This window comes from Pseudomonas sp. NyZ480 (genome assembly GCF_029537255.1).
Classification (GTDB): Bacteria; Pseudomonadota; Gammaproteobacteria; order Pseudomonadales; family Pseudomonadaceae; genus Aquipseudomonas; species Aquipseudomonas taiwanensis.
In genome coordinates, this window is sequence record NZ_CP120626.1 from 4,618,500 (window position 1) to 4,642,012 (window position 23,513).

General features: G+C 63.4%; 24 protein-coding genes and 1 tRNA gene. 11 read left to right on the top strand and 14 right to left on the bottom strand.

Translation table 11 applies throughout. The features are described 5' to 3' along the window. The first annotated feature begins 20 nt into the window (after nucleotides 1-20). Nucleotides 21-2,492 carry a TonB-dependent receptor gene (locus P3R38_RS21170; protein ID WP_023382378.1) on the top strand — a complete coding sequence of 824 codons (2,472 nt, stop codon included), beginning with the start codon at nucleotides 21-23 and terminating at the stop codon, nucleotides 2,490-2,492. Nucleotides 2,493-2,562: 70 nt separating this feature from the next. Here the strand turns inward: P3R38_RS21170 and P3R38_RS21175 are convergent, their stop codons facing one another. The 3 genes from P3R38_RS21175 to P3R38_RS21185 all read right to left on the bottom strand — a co-directional run bounded on the left by P3R38_RS21175 (nucleotide 2,563) and on the right by P3R38_RS21185 (nucleotide 5,295). Beyond that, nucleotides 2,563-3,723, bottom strand: coding sequence for an MFS transporter (locus P3R38_RS21175; RefSeq protein WP_023382379.1), 1,161 nt, complete (start codon nucleotides 3,721-3,723; stop codon nucleotides 2,563-2,565). A gap of 84 nt (nucleotides 3,724-3,807) precedes the next feature. Then, complete coding sequence (locus tag P3R38_RS21180) at nucleotides 3,808-3,951, bottom strand: hypothetical protein (RefSeq protein ID WP_023382380.1); 144 nt, start codon at nucleotides 3,949-3,951, stop codon at nucleotides 3,808-3,810. A 129-nt stretch (nucleotides 3,952-4,080) separates the two neighbouring features. After that, nucleotides 4,081-5,295, bottom strand: coding sequence for an MFS transporter (locus P3R38_RS21185; protein WP_023382381.1), 1,215 nt, complete (start codon nucleotides 5,293-5,295; stop codon nucleotides 4,081-4,083). 181 nt (nucleotides 5,296-5,476) lie between these two features. On the opposite strand from P3R38_RS21185, the gene P3R38_RS21190 reads away from it, so the two are divergent. Both P3R38_RS21190 and P3R38_RS21195 read left to right on the top strand, forming a co-directional pair. Then, entirely contained in the window at nucleotides 5,477-6,409 is a 933-nt protein-coding gene (locus tag P3R38_RS21190; protein WP_238346454.1) for a FecR domain-containing protein, read from the top strand. A 95-nt stretch (nucleotides 6,410-6,504) separates the two neighbouring features. Further along, a tRNA-Met gene (locus P3R38_RS21195) sits at nucleotides 6,505-6,581 on the top strand. Nucleotides 6,582-6,644: 63 nt separating this feature from the next. Here the strand turns inward: P3R38_RS21195 and P3R38_RS21200 are convergent. Continuing rightward, entirely contained in the window at nucleotides 6,645-7,256 is a 612-nt protein-coding gene (locus P3R38_RS21200; protein ID WP_027907637.1) for a LysE family transporter, read from the bottom strand. Nucleotides 7,257-7,473: 217 nt separating this feature from the next. On the opposite strand from P3R38_RS21200, the gene P3R38_RS21205 reads away from it, so the two are divergent. Next, the gene (locus tag P3R38_RS21205; protein ID WP_023382384.1) at nucleotides 7,474-8,382 is read left to right on the top strand and encodes a LysR substrate-binding domain-containing protein; all 909 of its coding nucleotides are present in this window, start codon (nucleotides 7,474-7,476) and stop codon (nucleotides 8,380-8,382) included. Here P3R38_RS21205 and P3R38_RS21210 read toward each other — a convergent pair. Further along, nucleotides 8,322-8,900: a D-Ala-D-Ala carboxypeptidase family metallohydrolase gene (locus P3R38_RS21210; protein WP_027907638.1), complete on the bottom strand. Its 579-nt coding sequence runs from the start codon at nucleotides 8,898-8,900 to the stop codon at nucleotides 8,322-8,324. The genes P3R38_RS21205 and P3R38_RS21210 overlap by 61 nt on opposite strands. 67 nt (nucleotides 8,901-8,967) lie before the next feature. Between P3R38_RS21210 and P3R38_RS21215 the strand changes: the two genes are divergently transcribed. Further along, on the top strand, nucleotides 8,968-10,125 hold the full coding sequence (locus P3R38_RS21215; RefSeq protein ID WP_277686579.1) for a hypothetical protein: 1,158 nt from the start codon (nucleotides 8,968-8,970) through the stop codon (nucleotides 10,123-10,125). An 84-nt stretch (nucleotides 10,126-10,209) separates the two neighbouring features. Here the strand turns inward: P3R38_RS21215 and rimI are convergent, their stop codons facing one another. Further along, nucleotides 10,210-10,665: a ribosomal protein S18-alanine N-acetyltransferase gene (gene rimI / locus P3R38_RS21220; RefSeq protein ID WP_023382387.1), complete on the bottom strand. Its 456-nt coding sequence runs from the start codon at nucleotides 10,663-10,665 to the stop codon at nucleotides 10,210-10,212. Next, complete coding sequence (locus P3R38_RS21225; protein ID WP_023382388.1) at nucleotides 10,662-11,450, bottom strand: hypothetical protein; 789 nt, start codon at nucleotides 11,448-11,450, stop codon at nucleotides 10,662-10,664. The genes rimI and P3R38_RS21225 overlap by 4 nt, the downstream gene beginning before the upstream one ends. A 298-nt stretch (nucleotides 11,451-11,748) precedes the next feature. Here P3R38_RS21225 and mksB point away from each other — a divergent pair, with 298 nt between their 5' ends. Genes mksB through mksF form a run of 3 tightly spaced genes read left to right on the top strand, consistent with a single transcriptional unit; the run spans nucleotide 11,749 to nucleotide 16,551 of the window. Continuing rightward, complete coding sequence (mksB, locus tag P3R38_RS21230) at nucleotides 11,749-13,026, top strand: Mks condensin complex protein MksB (protein ID WP_023382389.1); 1,278 nt, start codon at nucleotides 11,749-11,751, stop codon at nucleotides 13,024-13,026. Then, complete coding sequence (gene mksE, locus P3R38_RS21235) at nucleotides 13,016-13,723, top strand: Mks condensin complex protein MksE (protein ID WP_202675635.1); 708 nt, start codon at nucleotides 13,016-13,018, stop codon at nucleotides 13,721-13,723. Before mksB ends, mksE begins: the two co-directional genes overlap by 11 nt. Next, nucleotides 13,720-16,551 (top strand): Mks condensin complex protein MksF, encoded by a 2,832-nt coding sequence (gene mksF, locus P3R38_RS21240; RefSeq protein ID WP_277686580.1) that lies wholly within the window; start codon nucleotides 13,720-13,722, stop codon nucleotides 16,549-16,551. Before mksE ends, mksF begins: the two co-directional genes overlap by 4 nt. Nucleotides 16,552-16,670: 119 nt before the next feature. Here mksF and P3R38_RS21245 read toward each other — a convergent pair whose 3' ends face one another. The 5 genes from P3R38_RS21245 to rplU all read right to left on the bottom strand — a co-directional run bounded on the left by P3R38_RS21245 (nucleotide 16,671) and on the right by rplU (nucleotide 20,359). Beyond that, on the bottom strand, nucleotides 16,671-17,132 hold the full coding sequence (locus tag P3R38_RS21245) for a CreA family protein (protein ID WP_023382392.1): 462 nt from the start codon (nucleotides 17,130-17,132) through the stop codon (nucleotides 16,671-16,673). Continuing rightward, a complete protein-coding gene (gene proB / locus P3R38_RS21250) occupies nucleotides 17,129-18,247 on the bottom strand; it encodes a glutamate 5-kinase (RefSeq protein WP_023382393.1) in 1,119 nt (372 codons plus the stop codon). The genes P3R38_RS21245 and proB overlap by 4 nt, the downstream gene beginning before the upstream one ends. 87 nt (nucleotides 18,248-18,334) lie before the next feature. Then, nucleotides 18,335-19,561: an Obg family GTPase CgtA gene (gene cgtA, locus P3R38_RS21255; RefSeq protein WP_023382394.1), complete on the bottom strand. Its 1,227-nt coding sequence runs from the start codon at nucleotides 19,559-19,561 to the stop codon at nucleotides 18,335-18,337. Nucleotides 19,562-19,749: 188 nt separating this feature from the next. Beyond that, nucleotides 19,750-20,007 (bottom strand): 50S ribosomal protein L27, encoded by a 258-nt coding sequence (rpmA, locus tag P3R38_RS21260; protein WP_023382395.1) that lies wholly within the window; start codon nucleotides 20,005-20,007, stop codon nucleotides 19,750-19,752. Nucleotides 20,008-20,044: 37 nt separating this feature from the next. Then, entirely contained in the window at nucleotides 20,045-20,359 is a 315-nt protein-coding gene (rplU, locus tag P3R38_RS21265; RefSeq protein ID WP_011532169.1) for a 50S ribosomal protein L21, read from the bottom strand. Between the two features lie 245 nt (nucleotides 20,360-20,604). Between rplU and P3R38_RS21270 the strand changes: the two genes are divergently transcribed. From P3R38_RS21270 to P3R38_RS21280, 3 genes are all read left to right on the top strand, one after another. After that, nucleotides 20,605-21,573 carry a polyprenyl synthetase family protein gene (locus P3R38_RS21270; protein ID WP_023382396.1) on the top strand — a complete coding sequence of 323 codons (969 nt, stop codon included), beginning with the start codon at nucleotides 20,605-20,607 and terminating at the stop codon, nucleotides 21,571-21,573. Between the two features lie 153 nt (nucleotides 21,574-21,726). After that, the gene (locus tag P3R38_RS21275) at nucleotides 21,727-22,068 is read left to right on the top strand and encodes a zinc ribbon domain-containing protein YjdM (protein WP_023382397.1); all 342 of its coding nucleotides are present in this window, start codon (nucleotides 21,727-21,729) and stop codon (nucleotides 22,066-22,068) included. Nucleotides 22,069-22,152: 84 nt separating this feature from the next. Further along, nucleotides 22,153-22,398 carry a hypothetical protein gene (locus tag P3R38_RS21280; protein WP_027907643.1) on the top strand — a complete coding sequence of 82 codons (246 nt, stop codon included), beginning with the start codon at nucleotides 22,153-22,155 and terminating at the stop codon, nucleotides 22,396-22,398. Nucleotides 22,399-22,486: 88 nt separating this feature from the next. Here the strand turns inward: P3R38_RS21280 and P3R38_RS21285 are convergent, their stop codons facing one another. Beyond that, nucleotides 22,487-23,104: an FKBP-type peptidyl-prolyl cis-trans isomerase gene (locus P3R38_RS21285; RefSeq protein ID WP_023382399.1), complete on the bottom strand. Its 618-nt coding sequence runs from the start codon at nucleotides 23,102-23,104 to the stop codon at nucleotides 22,487-22,489. Nucleotides 23,105-23,189: 85 nt separating this feature from the next. After that, complete coding sequence (locus P3R38_RS21290) at nucleotides 23,190-23,495, bottom strand: DUF6482 family protein (protein ID WP_023382400.1); 306 nt, start codon at nucleotides 23,493-23,495, stop codon at nucleotides 23,190-23,192. Nucleotides 23,496-23,513: the final 18 nt, after the last annotated feature.

Sequence of the window (23,513 nt, forward strand, 5' to 3'; positions counted from 1 at the left end):
GAAACCTTCAGGAGCCGTCCATGATTCACCCGTGTTCCCCTCGTAACGACAGGTTGCGCCATGCCGTGCGCGCCGCGGTGTTCGGCCTTGGCCTGGGCGCTGGCCTGGCCGCTTCGGTGACGGCATTGGCTGCACCGGCCAGCCAGCGCCAACAACTGGACTGGCGCATCGCGGCGGGGCCATTGGCACCGGCACTGGACCAACTGGCGCGCCAAGGCGGCCTGAACCTGTCGTTCGATGCGAACAGCCTGCAGGGAAAGACCACCCAAGGGGTGCAAGGCCGTCATGACGCCGCCCAAGCCCTGTCGATCCTGTTGCAGGGCAGCGATGTGCAAGTGCAGCAGGAAGGCGACAACAGTTTCCTGCTGATCCCGGCCATGGACGTGGGCGACGCGCTGGAGCTCGGTGCCACCAGCATTTCCAGCAATCGCCTGGGCGAGACCACCGAGAACACAGGCTCGTACACCACAGGCGCGGTCACCATCGGCAAGATCCCGCAGTCGTTGCGCCATACGCCGCAATCGGTGAGCGTGGTCACTCGCCAGCGGATCGACGACCAGAACATCACCAACCTGACCAACCTGCTGGAGCAGACTCCCGGCGTGGTGGTCAACTACACCGACAGCGAGCGGGTCCAGTATTTCTCCCGTGGCTTCCTGATCGATGCCATCCAGTACGATGGCGCCACCGTGGTGCAGAGCAGTGGCGGCGGCTCGTTCATCCAGAGCGATTCGGCCTTCATCGACCGTGCCGAAGTATTGCGCGGCGCCACCGGAATGCTGCGTGGCGCGGGTAACCCATCGGGGACCGTGAACCTGGTGCGCAAGCGCCCGACCCATGAGTTCCAGGCTTCCGGCACCGCCACCCTCGGCTCATGGAATGCCCAACGTTACGTCGCCGACATCTCCGGCCCGCTGACCGACACTGGCAACGTGCGTGGCCGAGTGATCGCCGTGCACGACGACCGCGACCTGTTCCAGGACTCGCGCATGGAGCGCAAGGAGGCCTTCGGCGGCTCCCTGGCCTTCGACCTCGATGACAGCACCACGCTGACCACCGGTTTCGAATGGACCAAGCTCGATGCCACCGGCGCCTGGGGCAACCTGCCCGCCGACTATGACGGCTCGCCCCTGCCACTGGGCCGCAGCACCTACCTGGGTGCCGACTGGAACCGCTGGGACCGCAGCAACCTCAACACCTACGCCGAACTCGAACACCATTTCGACAACGACTGGACGCTCAAGCTGATGGCGCTGCGCAGTCATTTCGAGCTGGATGACAATGGCTTCAAGCAAACCTACATGACGCGCGCGCCCGCTCGCTTGAACCCCACCAACAACCCTTACCTGATGCAGTACCAGGTGACCGAGGGCGATGGCGGCGAAAGCCTGCAAAACAACCTCAGCGCCACGCTCAACGGCCCGTTCGACCTGTTTGGCCGCACCCATGAGCTGATGCTCGGGGTCGAACGCATTCGCAACGACTCCTATGCCTCCGGGACCAATCGCGTGGTGTACTCCGACGTGGTCGATATTCGTGACTGGGACCCCAGGACCAGCCTCGACGAGCCGACCATCACCGATATCCCCCACCCGGTGCGCACCCGCACGACCCAGCAAGCCGTGCACGCCACCTGGCGCATTTCGCTGGCCGACCCGCTGACCGCCATCATCGGCGCGCGGGCCAACTGGTACGACTACGAGCAGGAGAACAATGCAGGCGCCAGCGGCAAGTTCAGCGTCGACGAAAAGATCGTGCCTTATGCCGCGCTGATCTACGACCTGAACGACAACTTCAGCGTCTATGCCAGCTACACCGAAATCTTCAACCCTCAGACGGTGGTGGACAAGAACAACAAGGTGCTCGACCCGATCGTCGGCGAAGCTTATGAAACAGGCATCAAGGGCGAGTTTTACGATGGCCGCCTGAACACCTCGCTGGCGTTCTTCCGGATCAACCAGGTGGGTACGCCCATCGACGACACGTCGGTCCCGATCGGCTGCAACGGCAGCACCGGCTACTGCAAGATCGCCTCTGGCAAGAGCCGCAGCGAGGGCATCGACCTGGAAATCTCCGGCGAAGTGCTGCCAGGCTGGCAAGTTACCGGGGGCTACACCTACAACACCACCGAATACGTGAAGAACACCGCCCAGACCAATGGCGACGCGATCCGCACCACCGACCCCGAGCATATGCTGCGCGTGTTCACCAGCTACCGCCTGCCAGGCACGCTCGATGCCTGGACCATCGGCGCCGGTGTGCAGGCACAAAGCGACATTTATTCGCAAAGCGGCAGCGCGAAGGCCACCCAGGCGGGTTATGCGGTGTACAACGGCCTGCTCAAGTACCGTATCAACGACAATTACTCGGTGCAGTTGAACGCGAACAACCTGTTCGACAAGCATTACTACCGCCAGATCGGCACTACCGCGACCGGCTACTACTGGGGCGACCCGCGCAACGTGTCGGTGACCTTGCGCGGAAGCTTCTGACCTGGCCTGCAAGACCTGATCGCTGACGCCTGCAGAACCTGCAGGCGCCGCCTTGCCGGCGACAGGTCCATCAATCAGCGAGCGCCCGCAGCTTCCCTGCCCGTCGGTACGACTGCCGGGCGAAGCACACGAACATACCGGCCATCAGCGCCAGCGCCATGGGCAAACCATGCGGTGCAACGTCCATCGCCGCGCCACTGACCAGCGGCCCGACCAGGCTACCGACACCCCACAGCAAGCCCACACTGGCATTGGCCGTCACCAGGTCCTGCCCCTTGAAGCGCTGCCCGATCAGCACCAGCGCCAGGGTGTAGATGCCCCCCGCCACGGCGCCCAGCAACACCAACAGCGGCCACAGCAACCAAGTCATCTGCAGCAACCACGGTAGCGCGATACCGATGGACATCGCCACCAGCCCACAGACCAGATGCAGCCCGGTACGCTCGACCCGGTCGGCAAGCCAGCCCAATGGCAGCTGGAAGACCATGTCGCCAGCGAACACCACCGTCACCATCAAGGCTGCCACGCCCACGGCAAAACCATGGCTGGTGGCATACACCGGCAGCAACGACAGCACCACGGCATCGAAGAACGAGAAGAACAGCACCGCCACGCACAGCGCCGGGGCGACGCGAAAGAAGCCGGCCAGGCCGAAGCTCTTCTCGCCTTCGTCGCCATGCTCGACGTGATCGTTGGGTACGGTGAGCAGAATGCACAGCAAGGCCAGGCCATAACAGGCGGTGACCACCCCGGTGATCCACGGGCTGTTGGCACCGATGATCGCCAGCATCGCCGGGCCCAGCACCTGGAATCCGGTGAAGCTGGTGGCGTACAGGGCCATGATCTTGCCGCGGTTGTGGTCCGGGCACAGTTCGTTGACCCACGACTCGCCCAGGATGATGGCGATGCCCATGCCGACACCCAGCCCCAGGCGCAGCAGCGCCAGCCACAGCATCGAGTCGAAGGCCCACTCCAGCAAGGCGATGCTCAGCGTGCACAGGCTGAAGCTGAGCAGGTAGATGACGCGACGGGTCAGGTGCCGGCAGCAGGCATCGACCAGGAACGCCGAGAGCATCATCCCCGCAGCGGGAATGGCCGAGATGATGCCGATCTCCAGGGTTCCGGCACCTGCTTCATGCAGGCGCAACGACACCAGCGGCAGGCTGGCCCCCAGGCTGAAGCCCACCACCGAAACGGCGAACAGAAGGCCCGCCAGCAAACGCATGTTCATGTACCACTCCTTGCAAACCGAAAAGACGCGCAAACGCAGGCGCCCAGGCGCACACCGGGACGGTGGACGACGCAGGGGCGCGGATCAGTTCAGTGCAAGGTGTGGCGAGAAGGTGAAGGCGAACAGCACACTGCGCCGACGCTTGAGCACCGTGTCGCTCGGCCACGCGCGACGCATGGCCTGAAAGGCAGGCGGGCGTGCATGAGGGAGGCTTTGGGTACGGCGCATTGCTGAGACTACTACGCAGGTGTGTCGAAAAAAGAGGCGGCACTCTAGGCCAAGGCGAGTTGGTTCGTCAAATACCCAGGTGGGAGAGGCCTTGTGTCGCGAAAGGGCTGCAACGCAGCCCCAGCGTTCTCAACGCTTACCGGTATTGGGCAAGAACACCGCCAACAACCCGAACAACGGCAGGTACGAGCACACGCCATACACATACTCGATGCCGCGCAGGTCAGCCACATACCCCAGCAGCGCAGCGCCAATTCCACCGAAGCCAAACATCAGCCCGAAGAACACCCCGGCAATCATGCCCACGCTCCCCGGCACCAGTTCTTGGGCATACACCACGATGGCCGAGAATGCAGACGCCAGGATGAAACCGATCACCACACTCAGCACGGTGGTCCAGAACAGGTCGGCATACGGCAACGCCAGCGTGAACGGCGCCACGCCCAGGATCGAGAACCAGATCACCGCCTTGCGCCCAATGCGGTCGCCGATCGGCCCGCCAAAGAAGGTGCCAGCGGCCACCGCGCCAAGGAACAGGAACAGATGCAGCTGCGAGCTGGCCACCGACAGGTCGAATTTCTCGATCAAGTAGAAGGTGAAGTAGCTGGTGAAGCTGGCCATGTAGAAATACTTGGAGAACACCAGCAGGCCAAGCACGATCAGTGCCGCGATCACCCGCTGGCGCGAGATGCCATGGGCGGCCTGCACCGCCTTGCGCGCCTTGGCCTGACTGAGGTGGTCCTTGTACCAACGGCGCAGCATCAAGGTCACGCCGAAGAAGAACAGCCCCGCCAGGCCGAACCAGGCGACGTGACTCTGGCCGAAGGGAATGACGATGGCCGCTGCCAGCAACGGACCGAATGCAGAGCCTGCATTACCACCGACCTGGAAGGTCGACTGCGCCAGGCCGAAGCGTCCCCCCGAGGCCAGGCGGGCGATCCGCGAGGTTTCAGGGTGGAAGGTCGAGGAGCCGATACCTACCAGCGCCGAAGCCAGCAGAATCATCGGGAAGCTACCCACGAACGCCAGCATGACGATGCCCACCAGGGTACACAGCGTGCCCATCGGCAGCAGGTTCGGCGTCGGCCTGCGGTCGGTGAAGAAGCCTACCCAGGGTTGCAGCAACGACGCGGTGATCTGGAACGTCAGGGTGATCAGGCCAATCTGCGCGAAGCTGAGGTCGTAATTGGCCTTGAGCATCGGGTAGATCGCCGGCAGTACCGACTGGATCAGGTCGTTGATCAGGTGCGCCAGGGCACAGAAGGCGATGATGCGCATCACCAGCGGATTGGCGTGGGAAGCCGAGCCGCTGGCAGAGGCGGTTGAGGCGCTGCTGGTGGCCATGAACTGGTGTCTCCGTCGGCAGGTTGGGATCCGATTATCAGGAAACGAATAGATACATAGCTACCTTTTTATCACCCTATCGGCGCACGCTTGTAAATGGTTCTCAATATATTTAGCATCCTCACGCTCTATCCCTGTATTCGTTGGGCGAACCCGCCCTCTTCGTGAACTGATCGACACCATGAGCCCGATGCCAGCCCAGCAGACCCAGCGCGAGGCCCAGCAACAAGCGCTGGAGTGGTTCTCGCGCATGCGCCAGCCTGGCTGCGACGACATCGAGCGCCGCGAATTCGCTGCCTGGTGCCAAGACCCGCTCAACGCCCATGCCTATGCCGAACTCGAGGCCCTCTGGCAGCACCTGCAACCGCCACAGGTTCGCCCGCGCCCCCTGCCGGCGAAGCCCCGTCGCAGTCACCTGGGCAAAGCGATGGCGCTGTTGTGCCTGTTACTGGCCGGCGCCCTGGTCTACCTGTACTGGCCGTTGATGCAACGCTGGGGCAGCGAACTGCATACCGAGGCCGGCGAACGGCGCAGTGTGCGCCTGGCCGACGGTTCGACCCTGCACCTGGACAGCGCCAGTGCGATGAACGTCGACCTGCGCAGCCGTACCCGCCAACTGCAGCTGGTGCAGGGCCAGGTCTACCTGGAAGTGATGCTCGATGGCCGGGCCATGGACCTGCAGGTCGATGACGCGCGCATCCAAGTGTTCGGTAGCCGCCTGATGGTGGCGCGCCACGCGGACCACGACGAAGTGGTGGTGATCAACGGCAAGGCCATGGTCATTCAGGGAGGGGACCAACGAATGGTCTCTTCGGGCGAGCGCGTGACCTTCAACCAGGCACGCATCGACACGGTGCAGAAGGTCGACATCGACCGCGCTACAGCCTGGCGCAGTGGGGCTTTGCGCGTCACCGACATGCCGCTGGGCCAGGTACTGGAACGTCTGGCCGGCTACCAGGGTAGGCGCGTGTGGTTGATGGACCAGCAGGCCGCCTATCGGCGCATCAGCGGCGACTTCAGCCTCGACCGTGCGCAAGACAGCCTGGACAAACTCGCCGCCGCGCAGCGATTGACGCTCAACGGCCTGCTTGGCCACTGGCTGATCGTCCGCTGAAACCGGGCTTTGCGGCTAAGTTTTTGAAAGCGTGCAAATTTTTTTTGAAATGAGTGTTGACACAGGGTCATCACAAGGGAATAATGCGCGCCATCGGCTACATAGCTCAGTTGGTTAGAGCATAGCATTCATAATGCTGGGGTCCGGGGTTCAAGTCCCTGTGTAGCCACCAAACAAGTGAAAGGGCTTACCGCAAGGTAAGCCCTTTTTCTTTGCCCGCGACACATCTCCCCGCTCAGCGCACACCGCTGATTGCAACCGCCAGCCCCAGCCCGATCAGCGCTACGCCTATCATTCGGTCGACCATCCGCTGACGCTCGATCATCGCCCTGCGCAAACCTTCACTGGAAAAGAACACCGCCACCAGACTGAACCAAGCCCAGTGGGCGAACGACATGAACGCGCCGTAGGCAAAATCCAACTGCAATGCACTGCCCGGTTTCACCACCTGGGTATAGGCGCTGATCACAAACAGCAGGGTCTTGGGGTTGAAGGCGTTGGTCAGAAAACCAGTGCGCATGGCCTGCAGCATACCCGCACGACTGCTGCCACCTTCAAGACGGATCCGGCGGGTGTTGGTCAACGACTGGTAACCCAGGTAGATCAGGTACCCCGCCCCCAGCACCTTCATCCCCATGAACAGCGTTGGGCTGCGGCTGATGATCACCGCGATTCCCAGCACCGTGTACAGCACATGCACCTGTACGCCCAGGGCGATACCCAAGGCGGCGGCCAAGCCCGCCTTGCGGCCCTGTGCATAACTAGTGCGCGTGACCATGGCGAAATCAGCGCCAGGGCTGATGACTGCCAACACGGTGAACACGGCGATAGCGACCAATTCATTCACGGAACAACTCCTCGATAAGCGATGAAAATGCACGGATGCGCGATTATCGAGGCCTGATGCCCTGGCGAAAAATCGATTTATAGTGAAGGAAATCTGATAGTTTTCCTGTCAGATTTTTATGGCCTCTTCATGAGCAACCGTCCTTCTACGGGGTCAGCGCCAACCTTATGAAGGGTGATGCATACGCCAAGGCGCAGGAATGGATAACGACCCTTCGATGAAACTGCCCCCACTCAATGCATTGCGTTACTTCGACATCGCCGCCGAAACCGAAAACTTCGTGCGCGCCGCCGAACGCCTGCATGTCACCCATGGCGCCGTCAGCCGCCAAGTACGCCTGCTGGAGGAAAGCCTGGGCATCGAGCTGTTCGAACGGCGCAACCGGGCCATCTTCCTCACACCTGCAGGCCGCGCGCTGCACGGCACCACCCAAGCCATCTTCGAGCAGCTCGAAGGCGCGGTGCAGCGCCTGCGGCAGCAGGAAAGCAACAACGTACTGGTGCTGTCCTGCGAGCCCACCATTGCCATGCGCTGGCTGATCCCACGCCTGCCCCGCTTCCACGCCGCCCACCCCGACCTGCAACTGCACCTGGTGGCAGCGGGCGGCCTGCCGGACTTCACTCGCGGGGGCATCGACCTGGCCTTGCGCCGCGACGACTTCCACTGGGACCACACGCTGCACAGCCTGAAAATCTGCGAGGAATGGATCGGCCCGGTAGGCCACCCCACCACTGCTGACAACCAGCGCCTGCTGCACAGCGGCACTCGCCCCAGCGCCTGGCCGACCTGGCTGCGCCTGAGCGGCCAGCGGCTCGGGCACACCGAGCGCAGTGACTACGAACATTTCTACCTGTCGATCCAGGCCGCCAGCGCAGGCCTGGGCCTAGCCATCGCCTCAGCCCTGATGGTGCAAGACGAACTGGAAAGCGGGCAGCTGAAAGCCCCCTTCGGCTTTCTGCGCGACGGCTCTGCCTATCACCTGCTCAGCCCCCATCCGCTCAACGCTGGCGGTAAACGCCAGCGCTTCGCCCAATGGGTGGCCGATGAGTGCCAACGCGGCCTGACTCAACTGGGCTTGATGCAGAACGACGAACCGGCACCACCATCCCCACCCCAGGTGCGATAGCCTGCGGTGTCGATGTGGATACGCCCCGTCGGATAGCGCCCCAGGCCCATGTTCCAAGCCTGGCCATGCTGTTGCCAGAAGCGGCATAGCGGCTGGGGATCAGCCCAGCGCGGCAAGAGGATGTCGACCGCGAACGCACGGGTATGCGCACTGCCCACAGCGCCACCTGCACAGGCATTGAGGCCTGGCTCGCGGTAGGCCGAGACCACCTCGTACTGACGCAGGATGCCTTGCTGGTCGAGGGTCTTGAGCAGCGACAAGGTGGAGCGCACCGCCGGCCAGTGACTGATTGGCGGCACGGCGAAAGGCGACGCCCGGCATACCCGCCAGTCCGAGGCCGAGCGCAGCAACTGCGCGATCGGCACCACACCGTACAATCGGGCATCGACCAGCATCTCGCGAAACGGTCGGGTCTGATGATCCCCCGCCCATTGCGCGAACATCCACACGTCCCGCTCATCGGCCTGTGCCACGCCGCCCGCCATCGCCGCCATCAACACCCAACCTGCCCTTCTCATCGCCACGCTCCCTGCCCCAGTATTAGCACCGGCCGCCGGATCGGGCGGCAATGACAAGGAGTTAAGCATGCACAAGATTGCCTTATCGAGCCTCGCCGTCGTCGCCTTCAGCAGCCTGGCCCTGGCTGACGCGCATATCGACCTGGGCGATAGCCAGCGCGTCACCCGATTGTTCGCCTACCCCAACAACTGCAACGTGGTGTGCTACCGCAACTGGTCGCTGGAACAGACCGTCGAGCACTACCTGACCCAGAGCGTGCGCCGCGACGGCTATGCCGATGCAGGGGTGCACGTCAGTCGCGACAACGACAGGCTGTACGCCACTATCAGCAAGGTGCCCGCCAACTACGTCGCGCCACTGCGCCAGCTGCTCGACAGTGGTGAGCTGGCCTACGATGGCGCCACACAATTGAACAAGGACGGCAAATGGTCCTACGACTGGTACCTGTTCCTGCCGCTGGGCATGGCCCTGCAGAACCGTCGCAGCATCGAGCTGCTGCACTTCCCGCCTGACTATTCGCTGACCCAGGCCCAGGACTACCTGCGTTCGAACACCACCGACCGCTGGGCCGAACTGCTGACGTTCAACGGCGTCGCTACCAGCCAGACCCCGGCCTACCAGACCATCATCGACATCGCACCCATCGCCGCCCCCGCCAGCGCTGGCGAGTCATTGAAGGACACCTATAGCTACTTCAAGGACTACCAGGTCCGCATGGTCCGCGAGATGACCCTGCAAAACCCCGCCAAACCCCTGCCGATGGTCGCCTTCGGCGCCCCGGTGCGCAGCTGGATCCAGCAGCAGTACGGACCGCAGGTCGGCGTACTGGGCCTGGTCGGCATCAGCCCGCAAAAGGGCACGACGGTGCCGGTGCTGGGGGCCAACCACCCCAGTGCGATCTGGTATGCGGCGGACAAGGCCAGCCATGGTGGCGATCAGGATGCAGCCGATACGGCCGGGCTGAAAATGATGGGGCAGGACCTGACGGCGGCCTGCTGGCAGGCCGGGATGGGGCGCAACCCGGCGGCAGAGCCGAAACTGACACTCGAGGCCTGTGCCACCAAGTGGCAAGTCACGCAGAAGAAACAGACGTGCGAGCTGTACTTCCGCACCGTACGCAAGTACACGCCGGAACAAGCAGCGGCGAAATGCAACAGCGCGGCGGTGACCCGATCGCTTCGGGACCTGCGCAAGCCCGTCGAGGCGCTGCCTCCAGCGCTGTGATCGACATACCGGCCTCTTCGCGGCGCAAGCCCGCGCCCCCAGGCTTCACGCCACGATCGAGGCCGGCTCAGGCCTGACCCAGGCTCACTCTTCGAGCAGGGTACAGGCCATCACCAGGGCATCTTCGCGCCCACCGGCGATCGGGTAGTAGTCACGTCGGCGGCCAATCTCGTTGAAGCCATAGCGCTCGTACAAGCGATAGGCCGACTGGTTGCTGGCCCGCACCTCCAGGAAACACTCCCGGCCATTGAGCTGGTAGGCACGTGCCATCAGGTGCTCCAGCAGGCGCAGCCCCAGGCCACGGCCCTGGTTCTCCGGCTTGACGGTAATGTTGAGCAGGTGCGCTTCGTCGATGATCACATTGATCACGCCATGGCCGACCTGCTGCTGGCCATCGAACATCAGCCAGACTTCGTACGACTTGAGCGCATCCTGAAAGATCCCACGGGTCCAGGGATGACTGAACGCTGCATATTCGATTTTAAGCACGGCATCCAGATCCGCCTCGGTCATCAGGCGGAAGCTGATCGAGTCACTCATTCAACGCTCTTCCAGCGCGCCATCAGCTGGCGCATCGCTTTCCAGACGTCCGCCTTGCGTTGCGGCTCGTCCATCAACAGTTCAAGGCCCGGCAACGCCCAGGCATCGCCCAGGCCTTCGACCTTCAGTACTTGGTAATACGCATCGGCGTCGGCATTGGCGGCAAAGCGCAGCGCCGGCATGCCGACCAGCCAGAGGCAGGCGCCCGGCACTTCTTCGAGGCGCGCCTGGAGGAAGCCCTGGACGAAGTCCCGAGCGGCATCCGGGCCCTGATCCATGTTGCCGCGCACCAGCAGCGGCCAGCGTACCGGCTCGCCGATGATCTGCGGCGCATCGGGCAGACCGGCGGCACGCAGCATGTCCTTGAGCAGCAGGTAGGACGGATCGCGGCTCTGGAACGGTTGGCCGGTGGCCAACTCGATCAACAGCAGGCAACCGCCAGCGCGCAGCAACTGCAGCGAGAACCGTGGCGGCGGCACCGGAGCCGGACGTGGCGCCGGGGCGGCCTCTTCGGCCTCCACCGCCTTGGCGACAGGTTTGGGCGCACTGCCCGGCCGCGGAATTTCGATCTTCGGCCGCTCGACGGAACGGGCCTGGGGCGCAACCGGCGTCTCGCTGGCGACAGGCGCGGATGGCCTGGCTTCGAACTCGAGCGCCTCCACCGGCACCTGCGGCAATAACAGCTCTGGGCGCGACGGTGCGGCGAACGGCAGTTCGGCACGCGGCAGCCAGTGCACCACTTGCATGGCGGAGAGGTAGGCGCGGCGGCGGGGTTCGGTCAGCAAGGCACGGGTATCCGGGTCGAAACAGTGGGCCATTCTAACGTTGTTGGCAGGCATGCGCTGCAACTGGTCAGCGGATTTTTGTCGCCTGACCAGGGCCATCGCAGGTAAACCCGCGGCCACAGGTTTCCCCTGCATTTCGACTAGGCCGCAACACCTGCAGGCGCCGGCGTGCCGGCGAACTGGCCAGTGAAACCCCCAGAAAAGCCAGGGTTATCCCTCATTACAGACCAAGGGGTGAAATCCTCCCCCAAGGATGCAGTACAATCGCCCCCTTTTATTTGGCAACGAGTCGACGCCAATGATCGAACCCAAGCGCGTCCTGCGCGCCCTAGCCGAACACTGGGCCTTGATCGAGCCGCTGTGCGAGCGTTTCGACCAGGGCACCCTGAGCCTGGTCGAACTGCGCCAACAGCTGGCCCGCCAGCAGGTCGAGAGCACCCCGCAGGACATCACCCAGCTGCTCGACGTGTGGATCCGCCTGGATATCCTGGTCCCGGTGGCCAAGAGCCCGAACCGCTTCGAGCTCAACGCCCAGATCCACGACTTCCTCGCCTACCTGCGCCGCGAGCACCGCCTGGGCCTGTGCCTGGAGATCGAGGCTTACCTGCGCCACCTCGAACGCCTGGCCGGACATATCCAGGACGCTTTCGACAACCGCGACAGCGATGACCTGGCGCGCCAGTTGCGCCTGCTCGACATGCGCGTGCGTGACGTCCTCAAGAAGCTCGACAACGACGAACAGGCCCTGGTGGCCGTGGCCGAGCGGGCCAAGACCAGCAACCGCCAGATCCCGCTGCGCCAGCGCTATGCCGAGGTCCTGGCGACCTGGGACGAGTACGTCGAGCCGATGATCCAGTTGGTCAACGCCGACGGTGCCTTCGAACAGGGCGTGCGCAAGGTCGAGACCGTGCTGCTGAAACTGCTCGGCGAGCAAGCCCGCCTCGGTCACCTGGTCGACGACGACATGCTGCTGCGCACCCATGCGCGCATTCTGGAAATGCAGACCAGCGCCCAGCTGACGCTGCGTCATGCCCGCGAATTGCTGCTGCCGCTGCGCGAAGAAGCACGTCGGCACAACGCCGTGACCCGTGGCGCGGCCCTGGCGCTGTCGGTGATCCGCCGCAAGGGCATCGACGCCGTGCCCCACGCCGCCATGCCACTGTTCACCCGGCCGCAGAGCACTTTCCTGGGCAGCGCCAGCCAGGTCGAAGCGTATGTCTACGCCCTGGCCCGTTTCGAGCCCAAGCCGGCGCGCTTCCCCAAGGCGCACAAGACCCAGAAAGGCCCGCTGCCGCGCGCGCCACGCACGGTCAAGGAAATGCTCGAACGCTGCGAAGACGCCCTGCCGCTGCCCGACCTGATGGTCTGGTTGTTGGAGCAGGAGCCCGAAGGCGCCACCGACGAATTGCTGTACTGGTTCTCGCGCCTGTCGCGGGAAAAACGCTTCAAGCGTGAGCGCCTGGAACGGCGCGAGTACACCACCCAAGAACACCTGGTCAGCCTGCGCTCGTTCGCCCTGACATCCAGCCGCGAACCATCGCCTGAAACCAACGCGAGCCCAGCCAATGCATCTTGATCTTTCCGAACTGTCCCAGCTCGCGCCGATCTTCCGCGAGCTGTTCAAGGGCTTCCACGTCAGCCGCCGCGACCCTGAAATGTACGGCCAGCTGTCGAACTTCCAGGACCAGTACCGCACCCTGTTCAAGGCCCTGGGCTTCGAGCTGGTGTGCGACACCCGTGGTTTCTACTACTTCGTCCCCGAGCAGGCCGCCGCGCAGGTCAACAAGACTGCCCAGCGCTTGTCGCTGTTCACCTTCATCCTGGTCGAGCACCTGGCTGACCAGGGCCGCGACCCGATGGCCGTGCTCGACGGTGGCAGCATCGGTCGTGACGAACTGCCCTCGCTGCTGGACAAGTACCGCGACCTGTTCCTGCAGGCCGAAGTGCAGACCGTCGACGAGCTGGAAGAAAAGATCATGCGCCGCATGACCCAGCTTGGCTTCGCCCACGAGGAAGGCGGTATCTACCGCTTCCTGCCGCCCATGCACCGTTTCCTCGACGTGTGCCTGTCGGTCCAGCAGGACCGCGACCTGGCGGCCAGTCTGCACAGCGACTTGCCACTGCCGACGCCGGTGCTGGTCGAGGAAGAGAGCACCGAAGCACTCAACCGCACCGACGACCCGCTGGATCTGGCGCCGTTCGACGACGAGGAAAGCGAGGAACAGGCCCTTGCCCGGGCCATCCGCGAAGAGCAACAGGAGAATGAAGCATGAGCCAGGAACGCTACGGCATCCGCCGCTTCGCACTGCTCAACACCGCCGGCTACAGCCTCGGCCTGTTCCCGCTGGAACACCCGCTGTCGGTCTACGGTGCCAACAACCTGGGTAAATCAGCGTCGATCAACGCGCTGCAGTTCCCGATCCTGGCGCGCATGTCGGACATGAGCTTCGGCAAGTACAGCCTCGAACAGTCGCGTCGCTTCTACTTCGCCAGCGACACCTCGTACATCCTCTGCGAACTGAACCTGCCCCATGGCCCCCACGTGATCGGCGTGGTCGGCCGGGGCCCGGGCGGCGGCTTCGGCCACCAGTTCTTCGCCTACAAGGGCGAGCTGGACCTGGCCCATTACCAGAAGAACGACACCTGCCTGCGCCAGAAAGAGCTGTTCACCAACCTCGAGCGTCTGGGCCTGAAGGCCTACGAGCTCAAGCCGGACGAACTGCGCCGGCTGCTGGTCGGTGGCCACACCTCGGTACCGCTGGACCTGACCCTGATTCCGCTGCGCTCGACCAGCGAGCAGAGCCTGAAAACCTTCCGCGCACTGTTCATCAACCTGCTGCACATGCGTGAAATCACTGCCGCCAAGCTCAAGCAGCTGTTCCTCGATGCCTTCGAGCACAGCCTGCGCTCAGGCAGCGTCGACTACATCGCCGCTTGCGAAGAGGCGTTCCGCGATGTGCGCCGTATGGAGCAGGACTACAACGCGCTGGTCGCGGCCGGCCCACTGGTCGAAGCCCTGGCCGGCGGCGTGGCCCAGCGCGACATCCTGCGCGGCAAGCTGCACCGCCTCTCGCCCCTGCTCGACAACCTGCTGGGCACCTGGCAGGACTACGCCATGGCGCGCAAGGAAGAGCTGGTCATCCAGGCCGAGCACTACCGCAGCGAGCAGGACAGCCTGCAGAACGACCAGCGCAGCGGCACCCAGGAATTGATGCGCCTGGAGCGCGAGATCACCGGTATCCAGCGTTGGCTCGGTGAGCTGTCGGTGCTCAAGCACCGCTTTGCCCTGGTCGATGACGTCAAGGTCCTGGAACAGCAGCTGCTGGCGGCCAAGGACGCCCACGACGAGCTGGCCGGTGCCCTGGCCCAGTCGCGCCAGTTCTCCGCCGAAGACCTCGACGAGCGGGTGCGTGACCTGGAAAAACGCCTGAAGCAGGTCAAGCAGCAGCTCGAGCACGCCGACAACAACAGCTACGCCCGCCTGCGCGAGGAGTTCTCGCAGCAGGATGTCGACCGCCTGATGCGCCTGTTCAACGGCGCGCTGTTCAGCCTGCCGCTGGGCGAGCGCGGCATCGAGCTGGACGACAGCGACCTGTGGGTGAAGTCCCTCGAAGCCGTGCTCGATGGCTTCAAGGGCGAGCGTTTCGAGGCCCCTGGCCTGTCCATCGACCTCTCCCACATCGAACCGCCAGCCCTACAGGCCCTGGCCGACCGCGCCGCCCTGCGCGACCAGAAGGACCGACTGGAGCGTGAGCTCAAGCAGCTCAAGACCCAGCAGGCCGTCGCCGCCGACCGCTCGGCTTCGAAAGCCCAGACCGAAGCCCTGTACCAGCAGGTGCTGGATGCCCAGAAAGCCCTGGAAGACTTCCGCCGCACCGAGACGCTGAGCGCCGAAGAGCCCGAGAAGATGGAGCAGTTGGCGCAACTGGAAGCCGCCCAGGACGAACTCAAGCGCTCCAGCGACGCCTTCACCGAACGCGTCCAGCAGCTGTCGGCCAAGCTGCAACTGGTCGGCCGCCAGATCGCCGACCTCGAAGCCAAGCAGCGCACCCTGGAAGACGCCCTGCGCCGCCGCCAACTGCTGCCCGCCGACCTGCCCTACGGCACACCGTTCATGGAAGCGGTCGACGACTCCATGGACAACCTGCTGCCGTTGCTCAACGACTACCAGGACAGCTGGCAGAGCCTGCAGCGCGTCGACAACCAGATCGAGGCGCTGTACGCCCAGGTTCGCCTCAAGGGCGTGGCCAAGTTCGACAGCGAAGACGACATGGAGCGCCGCCTGCAACTGCTGGTGAACGCTTACGCGCACCGCACCGACGAAGCCCTGACCCTGGCCAAGGCACGCCGCGCCGCAGTCACCGACATTGCCCGGACCCTGCGCAACATTCGCAGCGACTACGACAGCCTCGAGCACCAGCTGGCTTTGTTCAACCGCGAGATCAACCGCCGCCAGGTCTCCAACCTGGAGAGCTTCCGCGTGGTGCTGGCGCCGAACAAGGAAGCGCTCAAGCACATCGACCAGATCATCCACAGCGCCGGCCAGTACGAGGAGGGCGAGACTCTGTCGGTGTTCGACCTGACCCAAAGCGCCGAGCAGGATCACAAGAACGAAGAGGCCAAGGAGTACCTGGCACGGTTGGTGGCGGCCAACCACAACCAGCTGGGCCTGAAAGACCTGTTCGAGCTGGCCTTCGAGATCACCAAGGTCAACAGCCAGCCAGTGATCCATGCCGACATCGACGGCGCCGCCTCCAACGGCACCACCATGACCATCAAGGCGCTGACCAACATGTACCTGTTGCTGCACCTGATGGACCGTGACCTGGCCGGCCGCATTCGCCTGCCCTACTACCTCGACGAGGCAGCGGACATCGACGAACGCAACCAGGCCGCGCTGCTGGAGACCAGCCTGCAGCTGGGCTTCGTGCCGATTCTGGCGAGCGTGAAGCCGCAGGTATCGGCGCGAGTTGCGATCGACCTGGAAGGTGGCAGCGGGCCGAATGGCATCTACATCGACGAGGCGGACTGGAAGTTCATCAGCCGTCTGGATGTGGAAAAGGCGATCGTGCGTGAGGATCAGGCCGAAGAGTTGGCCTGATTCGGTGTGACGGGGCCGCTTTGCGGCCCCTACGCGGGTTTTGCACACGCCCCAACGGCAGTGGAGTGCGTGCAGGAGCGGGTTTACCCGCGATGGAGGCCAAAGGCCTCCCAACTACATCAATGCGCCCAAGGCAGGATCGGGATCGCCGTCACCGCATTCTGCGGGCTGCCTTCGATCATGCGGTCGCTGTACACCAGATACACCAGCGTATTGCGCTTCTTGTCCAGGAAGCGCACCACCTGCATGGTCTTGAACACGAGCGAAGTGCGCTCCTTGAACACCTCCTCGCCATCCTTCAACTCCCCTTTGAAGTTGATCGGCCCAACCTGGCGGCAGGCAATCGAAGCTTCCGCCCGATCCTCGGCCAGCCCCAAACCACCCTTCACACCGCCTGTCTTGGCACGCGAGAGGTAACAGGTCACCCCCTCGACCTTAGGATCGTCGAACGCCTCGACCACGATACGATCGTTCGGCCCAAGGAACTTGAACACAGTGGACACCTGGCCGATTTCCTCGGCGCCGGCGAGCACGGGCAGCGCCAGCGCCGCCACGGCTACAAACCGCTTGAGCAATCTCATACCAGCACCAGGTTGTCGCGGTGCACCAGTTCGGGCTCGGCAATATAGCCAAGCACGGCTTCGATGGCGTCGGACGGCTGGCCAATGATCTTCTGGGCCTCCAGTGCACTGTAGTTGGCCAAGCCACGGGCGACTTCAACACCATCCGGGCCGACACAGACCACCATCTCGCCACGGCGGAAGCTGCCCTGCACGGTCTTCACGCCCACCGGCAGCAGGCTCTTGTTGGCCTCGCGCAGCGCCTGCACGGCGCCTGCGTCGAGTACCAGCGTGCCGCGCGTCTGCAGGTGGCCGGCCAGCCACTGCTTGCGCGCGGCGAGCATGCCGCGCTCAGGTGACAGCAGCGTGCCCAGGCGTTCACCGGCCTTCAGACGGTCGAGCACGCGCTCGATGCGCCCACCGATGATGATGGTGTGCGCGCCAGAACGGGCCGCCAGGCGCGCGGCGCGCAGCTTGGTCTGCATGCCCCCACGGCCCAGGGCACCACCGGTACCCCCGGCCACGGCATCGAGCGACGGGTCATCGGCGCGGGCCTCGTAAATCAGTTGCGCCTCGGGGTTGTTGCGGGGGTCGGCGTCGAACATGCCGTCGCGGTCGGTGAGGATCACCAGCAAGTCGGCCTCCACCAGGTTGGCCACCAACGCCGCCAGGGTGTCGTTGTCGCCAAAACGGATCTCGTCGGTGACCACCGTGTCGTTTTCGTTGATCACCGGTACCACGCCCAGGTCGACCAGGGTGCGCAAGGTGCTACGGGCGTTCAGGTAACGCTTGCGGTCGGACAGGTCGTCATGGGTCAGGAGAATCTGCGCGGTGTGCTTGCCGTGCTCGCCGAAGCTCGACTCCCAGGCTTGTACCAGGCGCATCTGGCCGATGGAGGCCGCGGCCTGCAGCTCGTTCATCGCGCTCGGTCGCGAGGTCCAGCCAAGCTGGCTCATGCCGGCAGCCACGGCCCCGGAGGAGACCAATACCAACTCCACGCCCGCTTCGCGCAGCGCCACCATCTGCTCGACCCAGACAGCCATGGCGCCGCGGTCGAGGCCCTTGCCATCGGCCGTCAGCAGCGCACTGCCGATCTTCACGACCCAGCGCTTGGCGCCTGTCACCTTGCTTCGCATCTTCTCTTCCAACCTATGTCGAATCTGTAGATACCGTAGATACCAAAACGCCGCTTGAAAAAGCGGCGTTTAGTGTACTGCAACCGGTCAGTCGCGCACGTAAATGATTTCCGGACCGTCTTCGTCGTCCTCGAAATCATCATCCCAATCGTCATCGTCGCCGATGTCGTGCACGCTCTTGACGCCGGTGCGACGCAGGGTACGGGCGTCGTCCAGGGCCTGCAGCTGAGCACGGGCTTCGTCTTCGATACGCTGATCGAGGTCGGCCAACTCTTCGGCGTAGGCCGGGTCGTTCGCCAGGCGATCGGCGCGCTCTTCGAGGTAGCGCATCAGGTCGTGGCTGAGCTGCTCGGTACCCTGCTTGGCGATGGCCGAGATCATGTAGACCGGCCCCTCCCATTGCAGGCGCTCGATCACGGCCTTGGCCCGCTCGTCGCGCTCGTCGTCCATCAGCATGTCGCACTTGTTCAGCACTAGCCAACGCTCGCGCTCGATCAGCGACGGGCTGAATTGCGCCAGCTCGTTGATGATGACTTCGGCAGCATCGGCAGGGTCGCTGTTGTCCAGCGGTGCCAGGTCGACCAGGTGCAGCAGCACGCGGGTACGGGCCAGGTGCTTGAGGAAGCGGATACCCAGGCCAGCACCGTCGGAGGCACCTTCGATCAGACCGGGGATGTCGGCGATGACGAAGCTCTTCCAACGGTCGACGCTGACCACGCCCAGGTTCGGCACCAGGGTGGTGAACGGGTAGTCGGCGACTTTCGGCTTGGCGGCCGAAACCGAGCGAATGAAGGTGCTCTTGCCAGCGTTTGGCAAACCGAGCAGGCCAACGTCGGCCAGCACTTTGAGCTCCATCTTCAGGTCACGTTGCTCGCCCGGCTTGCCCGGCGTGGTCTGGCGTGGCGCACGGTTGGTGCTGGACTTGAAACGGGTGTTGCCCAGGCCATGCCAGCCGCCCTGGGCGACCATCAACTTCTGGCCCGGAGCGATCAGGTCACCGATCACTTCCTGGGTCGAGGCGTCGATCACGGTGGTGCCGACCGGCACCCGCAGGATCAGGTCATCGCCCTTCTTGCCGGTGCAGTCGGTGCTGCCACCGTTGGAGCCGCGCTGGGCTTCGTGGTGACGGGTATAACGGTAGTCGACCAGGGTGTTGAGGTTTTCGTCAGCCACCATGTAGACCGAACCGCCATCGCCACCGTCGCCGCCGTTGGGGCCGCCGTTCTCGATGAATTTCTCGCGGCGGAAGCTCATGCAACCGTTACCGCCGTCACCGGCCTTGACCCGAATGGATACTTCGTCAACAAACTTCATTCAAAACCGCCTCTCGTCGGACGACGAGCTGAATACTAAAAAACCTGAGGCTCTTGCAAAAATGAGCGCGGCGGCCCCGTACGACCGTAGAAACCAACGCCGGCAGCCCATACAAACAGCTTTGCAAGAGGCTCACCACAAACGAAAAAGCCCCGTCGCATGACGGGGCTTCTGGAGCGACGTCGAGATTAGGCTGCGACGATGCTCACGTAACGGCGGTTGAACTCGCCTTTCTTCTCGAACTTGATCACGCCTTCGATCTTGGCGAACAGAGTGTGATCCTTGCCCATGCCAACGCCGTAGCCGGCGTGGAACTGGGTGCCGCGCTGGCGGACGATGATGTTGCCGGCCTTGATGACCTGGCCGCCATACATCTTCACGCCAAGGCGTTTCGATTCTGAGTCGCGACCGTTACGAGTACTACCACCAGCCTTTTTGTGTGCCATGGTTCAATTCTCCAATAAATTCAGGGGATCGAGGGGATTAAGCCTGGATACCGGTGATTTTGATTTCGGTGAACCACTGGCGGTGGCCCATACGCTTCATGTGGTGCTTACGACGACGGAACTTGATGATGCGGACCTTGTCGTGACGGCCTTGCGAAACGACTTCGGCTACAACTTTAGCACCAGCGACGACTGGAGCGCCGATGGTGACGTCGTCGCCATTGGCAACCAGCAGAACGCGATCGAAGGTCACGGATTCGCCAGTAGCGACTTCCAGTTTTTCGATCTTGAGGAATTCACCTTCAGCGACTTTGTACTGCTTGCCGCCGGTAACGATTACTGCGTAAGACATGGGTATTTCTCCGATAATCCTGCTCACCCAGCGCTTTATATGATGAGTATTGGCTGGCATGGCTGCATGGGGCTGGAACGGCCCTGTGCAATTGCGTAAGGCAGGTGCTGCCCAGGAAGTTAGGGTGCGCGATTGTACGCAACCCAGGTTTTGCTTGCAAGTGCCGCCCCAGGCCCGCAGGTACCGCGCCTTGACACACCGGGACCCGCGACCTAGCATGCCGCGCAACCTCAATGGAGCAGCCGATGCAACCCCAATCCTTCTACCGCGCGGTGGCTGACGATTTCAGCGCCGTCGACGAGATCATCAAGAAGCAGCTGACCTCGCGCGTGCCGCTGGTATCGAAGATCGGCGACTATATCACGTCCGCTGGCGGCAAGCGCCTGCGCCCCCTGCTGGTGCTGCTGTGCGGCAAGGCGCTGGGCCGTGAAGGCAACGACCTGCGCCTGCTGGCCGCCACCATCGAGTTCCTGCACACCGCCACCTTGCTGCATGACGATGTGGTCGACATGTCCGGCATGCGCCGTGGCCGCTCCACCGCCAACGCCCTGTGGGGCAACGCACCGAGCGTGCTGGTGGGCGACTTCCTTTATTCGCGCTCGTTCGAAATGATGGTCGAGCTGGGCTCGATGCCGGTCATGAAGATCCTGTCCCAGGCCACCCGCGTCATCGCCGAGGGTGAGGTGCTGCAGCTGTCGCGCGTCCGTGATGCCAGCACCACCGAGGAAATCTACATGGACGTCATCCGCGGCAAGACCGCGATGCTGTTCGAAGCCTCGACCCACAGCGCAGCGGCGCTGGCGGGCGCCACCGAGGAGCAGCGCGAAGCACTGCGCACCTTCGGCGACCACCTGGGCGTAGCTTTCCAACTGGTCGACGACCTGCTCGACTACGAAGGCGATGCGCAAGCCCTGGGCAAGAACGTCGGCGACGACCTGGCCGAAGGCAAGCCGACCCTGCCGCTGATCTACACCATGCGCGAAGGTACGCCCGAGCAGGCGGCCCTGGTGCGCAAGGCGATCCAGAAGGGTGGCCTCGATGATCTGGAGCAGATCCGTGAAGCGGTCAGTGCATCGGGCGCCCTCAAGTACACTGCCGAGCTGGCCCGTGACTACGTCAAGCGTGCCATTGCCTGCCTGGAAGTGCTGCCTGCCAGCCAATACCGGGATGCCCTGGTCGAGCTGAGCGAATTCGCCGTCGCACGCACGCACTGAACACCGCTTCGCCCTCCTTCGCGGGTAACCCGGCTCCGATGCTGTATCGGGAGCGGGGTTACCCGCGAAGGCATTTGTACGGACAGAAACACTTGCCGCACAAAACCTTATACAATATGGGCCTTTAACCGTCCGTCTGTTTAAGGAACCGAAGTGAGCACTCTGCCACCCTGCCCCAAATGCAACTCCGAATACACCTACGAGGATGGCACCCAGCTGATCTGCCCTGAGTGCGCCCACGAGTGGTCGGCCAGCGGCGAAGCCGAGGCCGCCAGCGATGACGTGGTGAAAAAGGATTCTGTCGGTAATGTCCTGCAGGACGGCGACACCGTTACCGTGATCAAGGACCTCAAGGTCAAAGGCTCCTCCCTGGTCGTCAAGGTTGGCACCAAGGTCAAGAACATCCGCCTGTGCGACGGCGACCACGATATCGACTGCAAGATCGACGGCATCGGCGCGATGAAGCTGAAGTCCGAGTTCGTGCGTAAGGTCTGATGACGCGCCTGTCCGGCAATTGGCGCTTGCTATTTAGATAATAAGAATTATTCTCATTGGAACCGCTATCCAAGGAGAATAGCCATGACTTATCTGATCGACGCCTGGCTGGACCGCCCTCACCCCTACCTGCGCATACTTCATCGCGAAACCGGCGAAGTGTGCGCGTTGCTTGAAGCAGAAGCGCTCGATGAACTGCGTGACCAGGGCGACCTGGACATGAGCGGGTTGAATTCGAGTGAGCCGATGGTGCTCAAGGAGCTGGTGCGAAATGTGTTTCTGTTCTGCTATGCGCGGGCGTTGCGCCCCGGTGGGACAGACTGGATGTGAAGCTCGCAGGTCTTTGAGTATTCGCGGGTAAACCCGCTCCCACAGGCCCTGTAGGAGCGGGTTTACCCGCGAATGGCATCAGCAGGTCTTACAGAACGTCGAGCAGCTCGACGTCGAACACCAGTACGCTGTGCGGCGGGATGCTGCCCACGCCTTGAGCGCCGTAAGCCAGTTCGCTCGGCACGTACAGACGCCATTTGCTGCCAGCGTTCATCAGCTGCAGGGCTTCGGTCCAACCCGCGATCACACCGCCCACCGGGAATTCAGCCGGCTGACCACGCTCGTACGAGCTGTCGAACACGGTGCCGTCGATCAAGGTGCCGTGGTAGTGGGTGCGCACGTTGTCTTCGCGGGTCGGCTTGGCGCCTTCACCTGCGGTCAACACTTCGAACTGCAGGCCCGAAGCCAGGGTGGTGATGCCTTCACGCTTGGCGTTCTCGGCCAGGAATGCCTTGCCTTCGGCAGCGGCGGCTTCAGCCTTGGCGGCCGCTTCGGCTTGCATCACTTCGCGGATGACTTTGAAGCTGGCCGACAGGTCGGCTTCGCTGACGCGGCTTTCAGCACCGTTGAAGGCGTCGGTCAGGCCGGCCAGGATCGCTTCCAGGCTGACGCCGGGTGGCGGGTTGTCACGCAGCTGGCCGCCCAGCTGACGGCCGATGCCGTAGCTGACGCGAGATTCGTCGGTGGTCAGGTTGAGTTCGGACATTGTCGTGCTCCACTGCAGGGCGCAGTGAGGCCGCGCCCTTGATGAAAAGGGCGAGCAGCCTAGCACACTGGGACGCTGCGAGCAGCTACCAGGCCGAACGCTGGGAAATCGGAACCTTGAGGTCTTCTTCAGGATGGGTGCCCATGCCGACCATTTCATCCTGGACGGACCAGTGCACCAGGTTCATGGAGACCATCGGAATGGTTTGCAGCAACTTGCGCGCATCCTCCACCGAATGCACCCGCAAGCGTTCTCCCCGCGTGTCGGACAAAGGATGGGCATGCCCCTTGACCCGAGCCTCGAGCAGGTAATCGCCACCTTCGATGGCGATCAGGTTGACTTCATCGACATGGCCGGCCCTGGCCTCGGAATTGAGCTGATGCAGGTTCATGAGAGCACCTCGCAATGG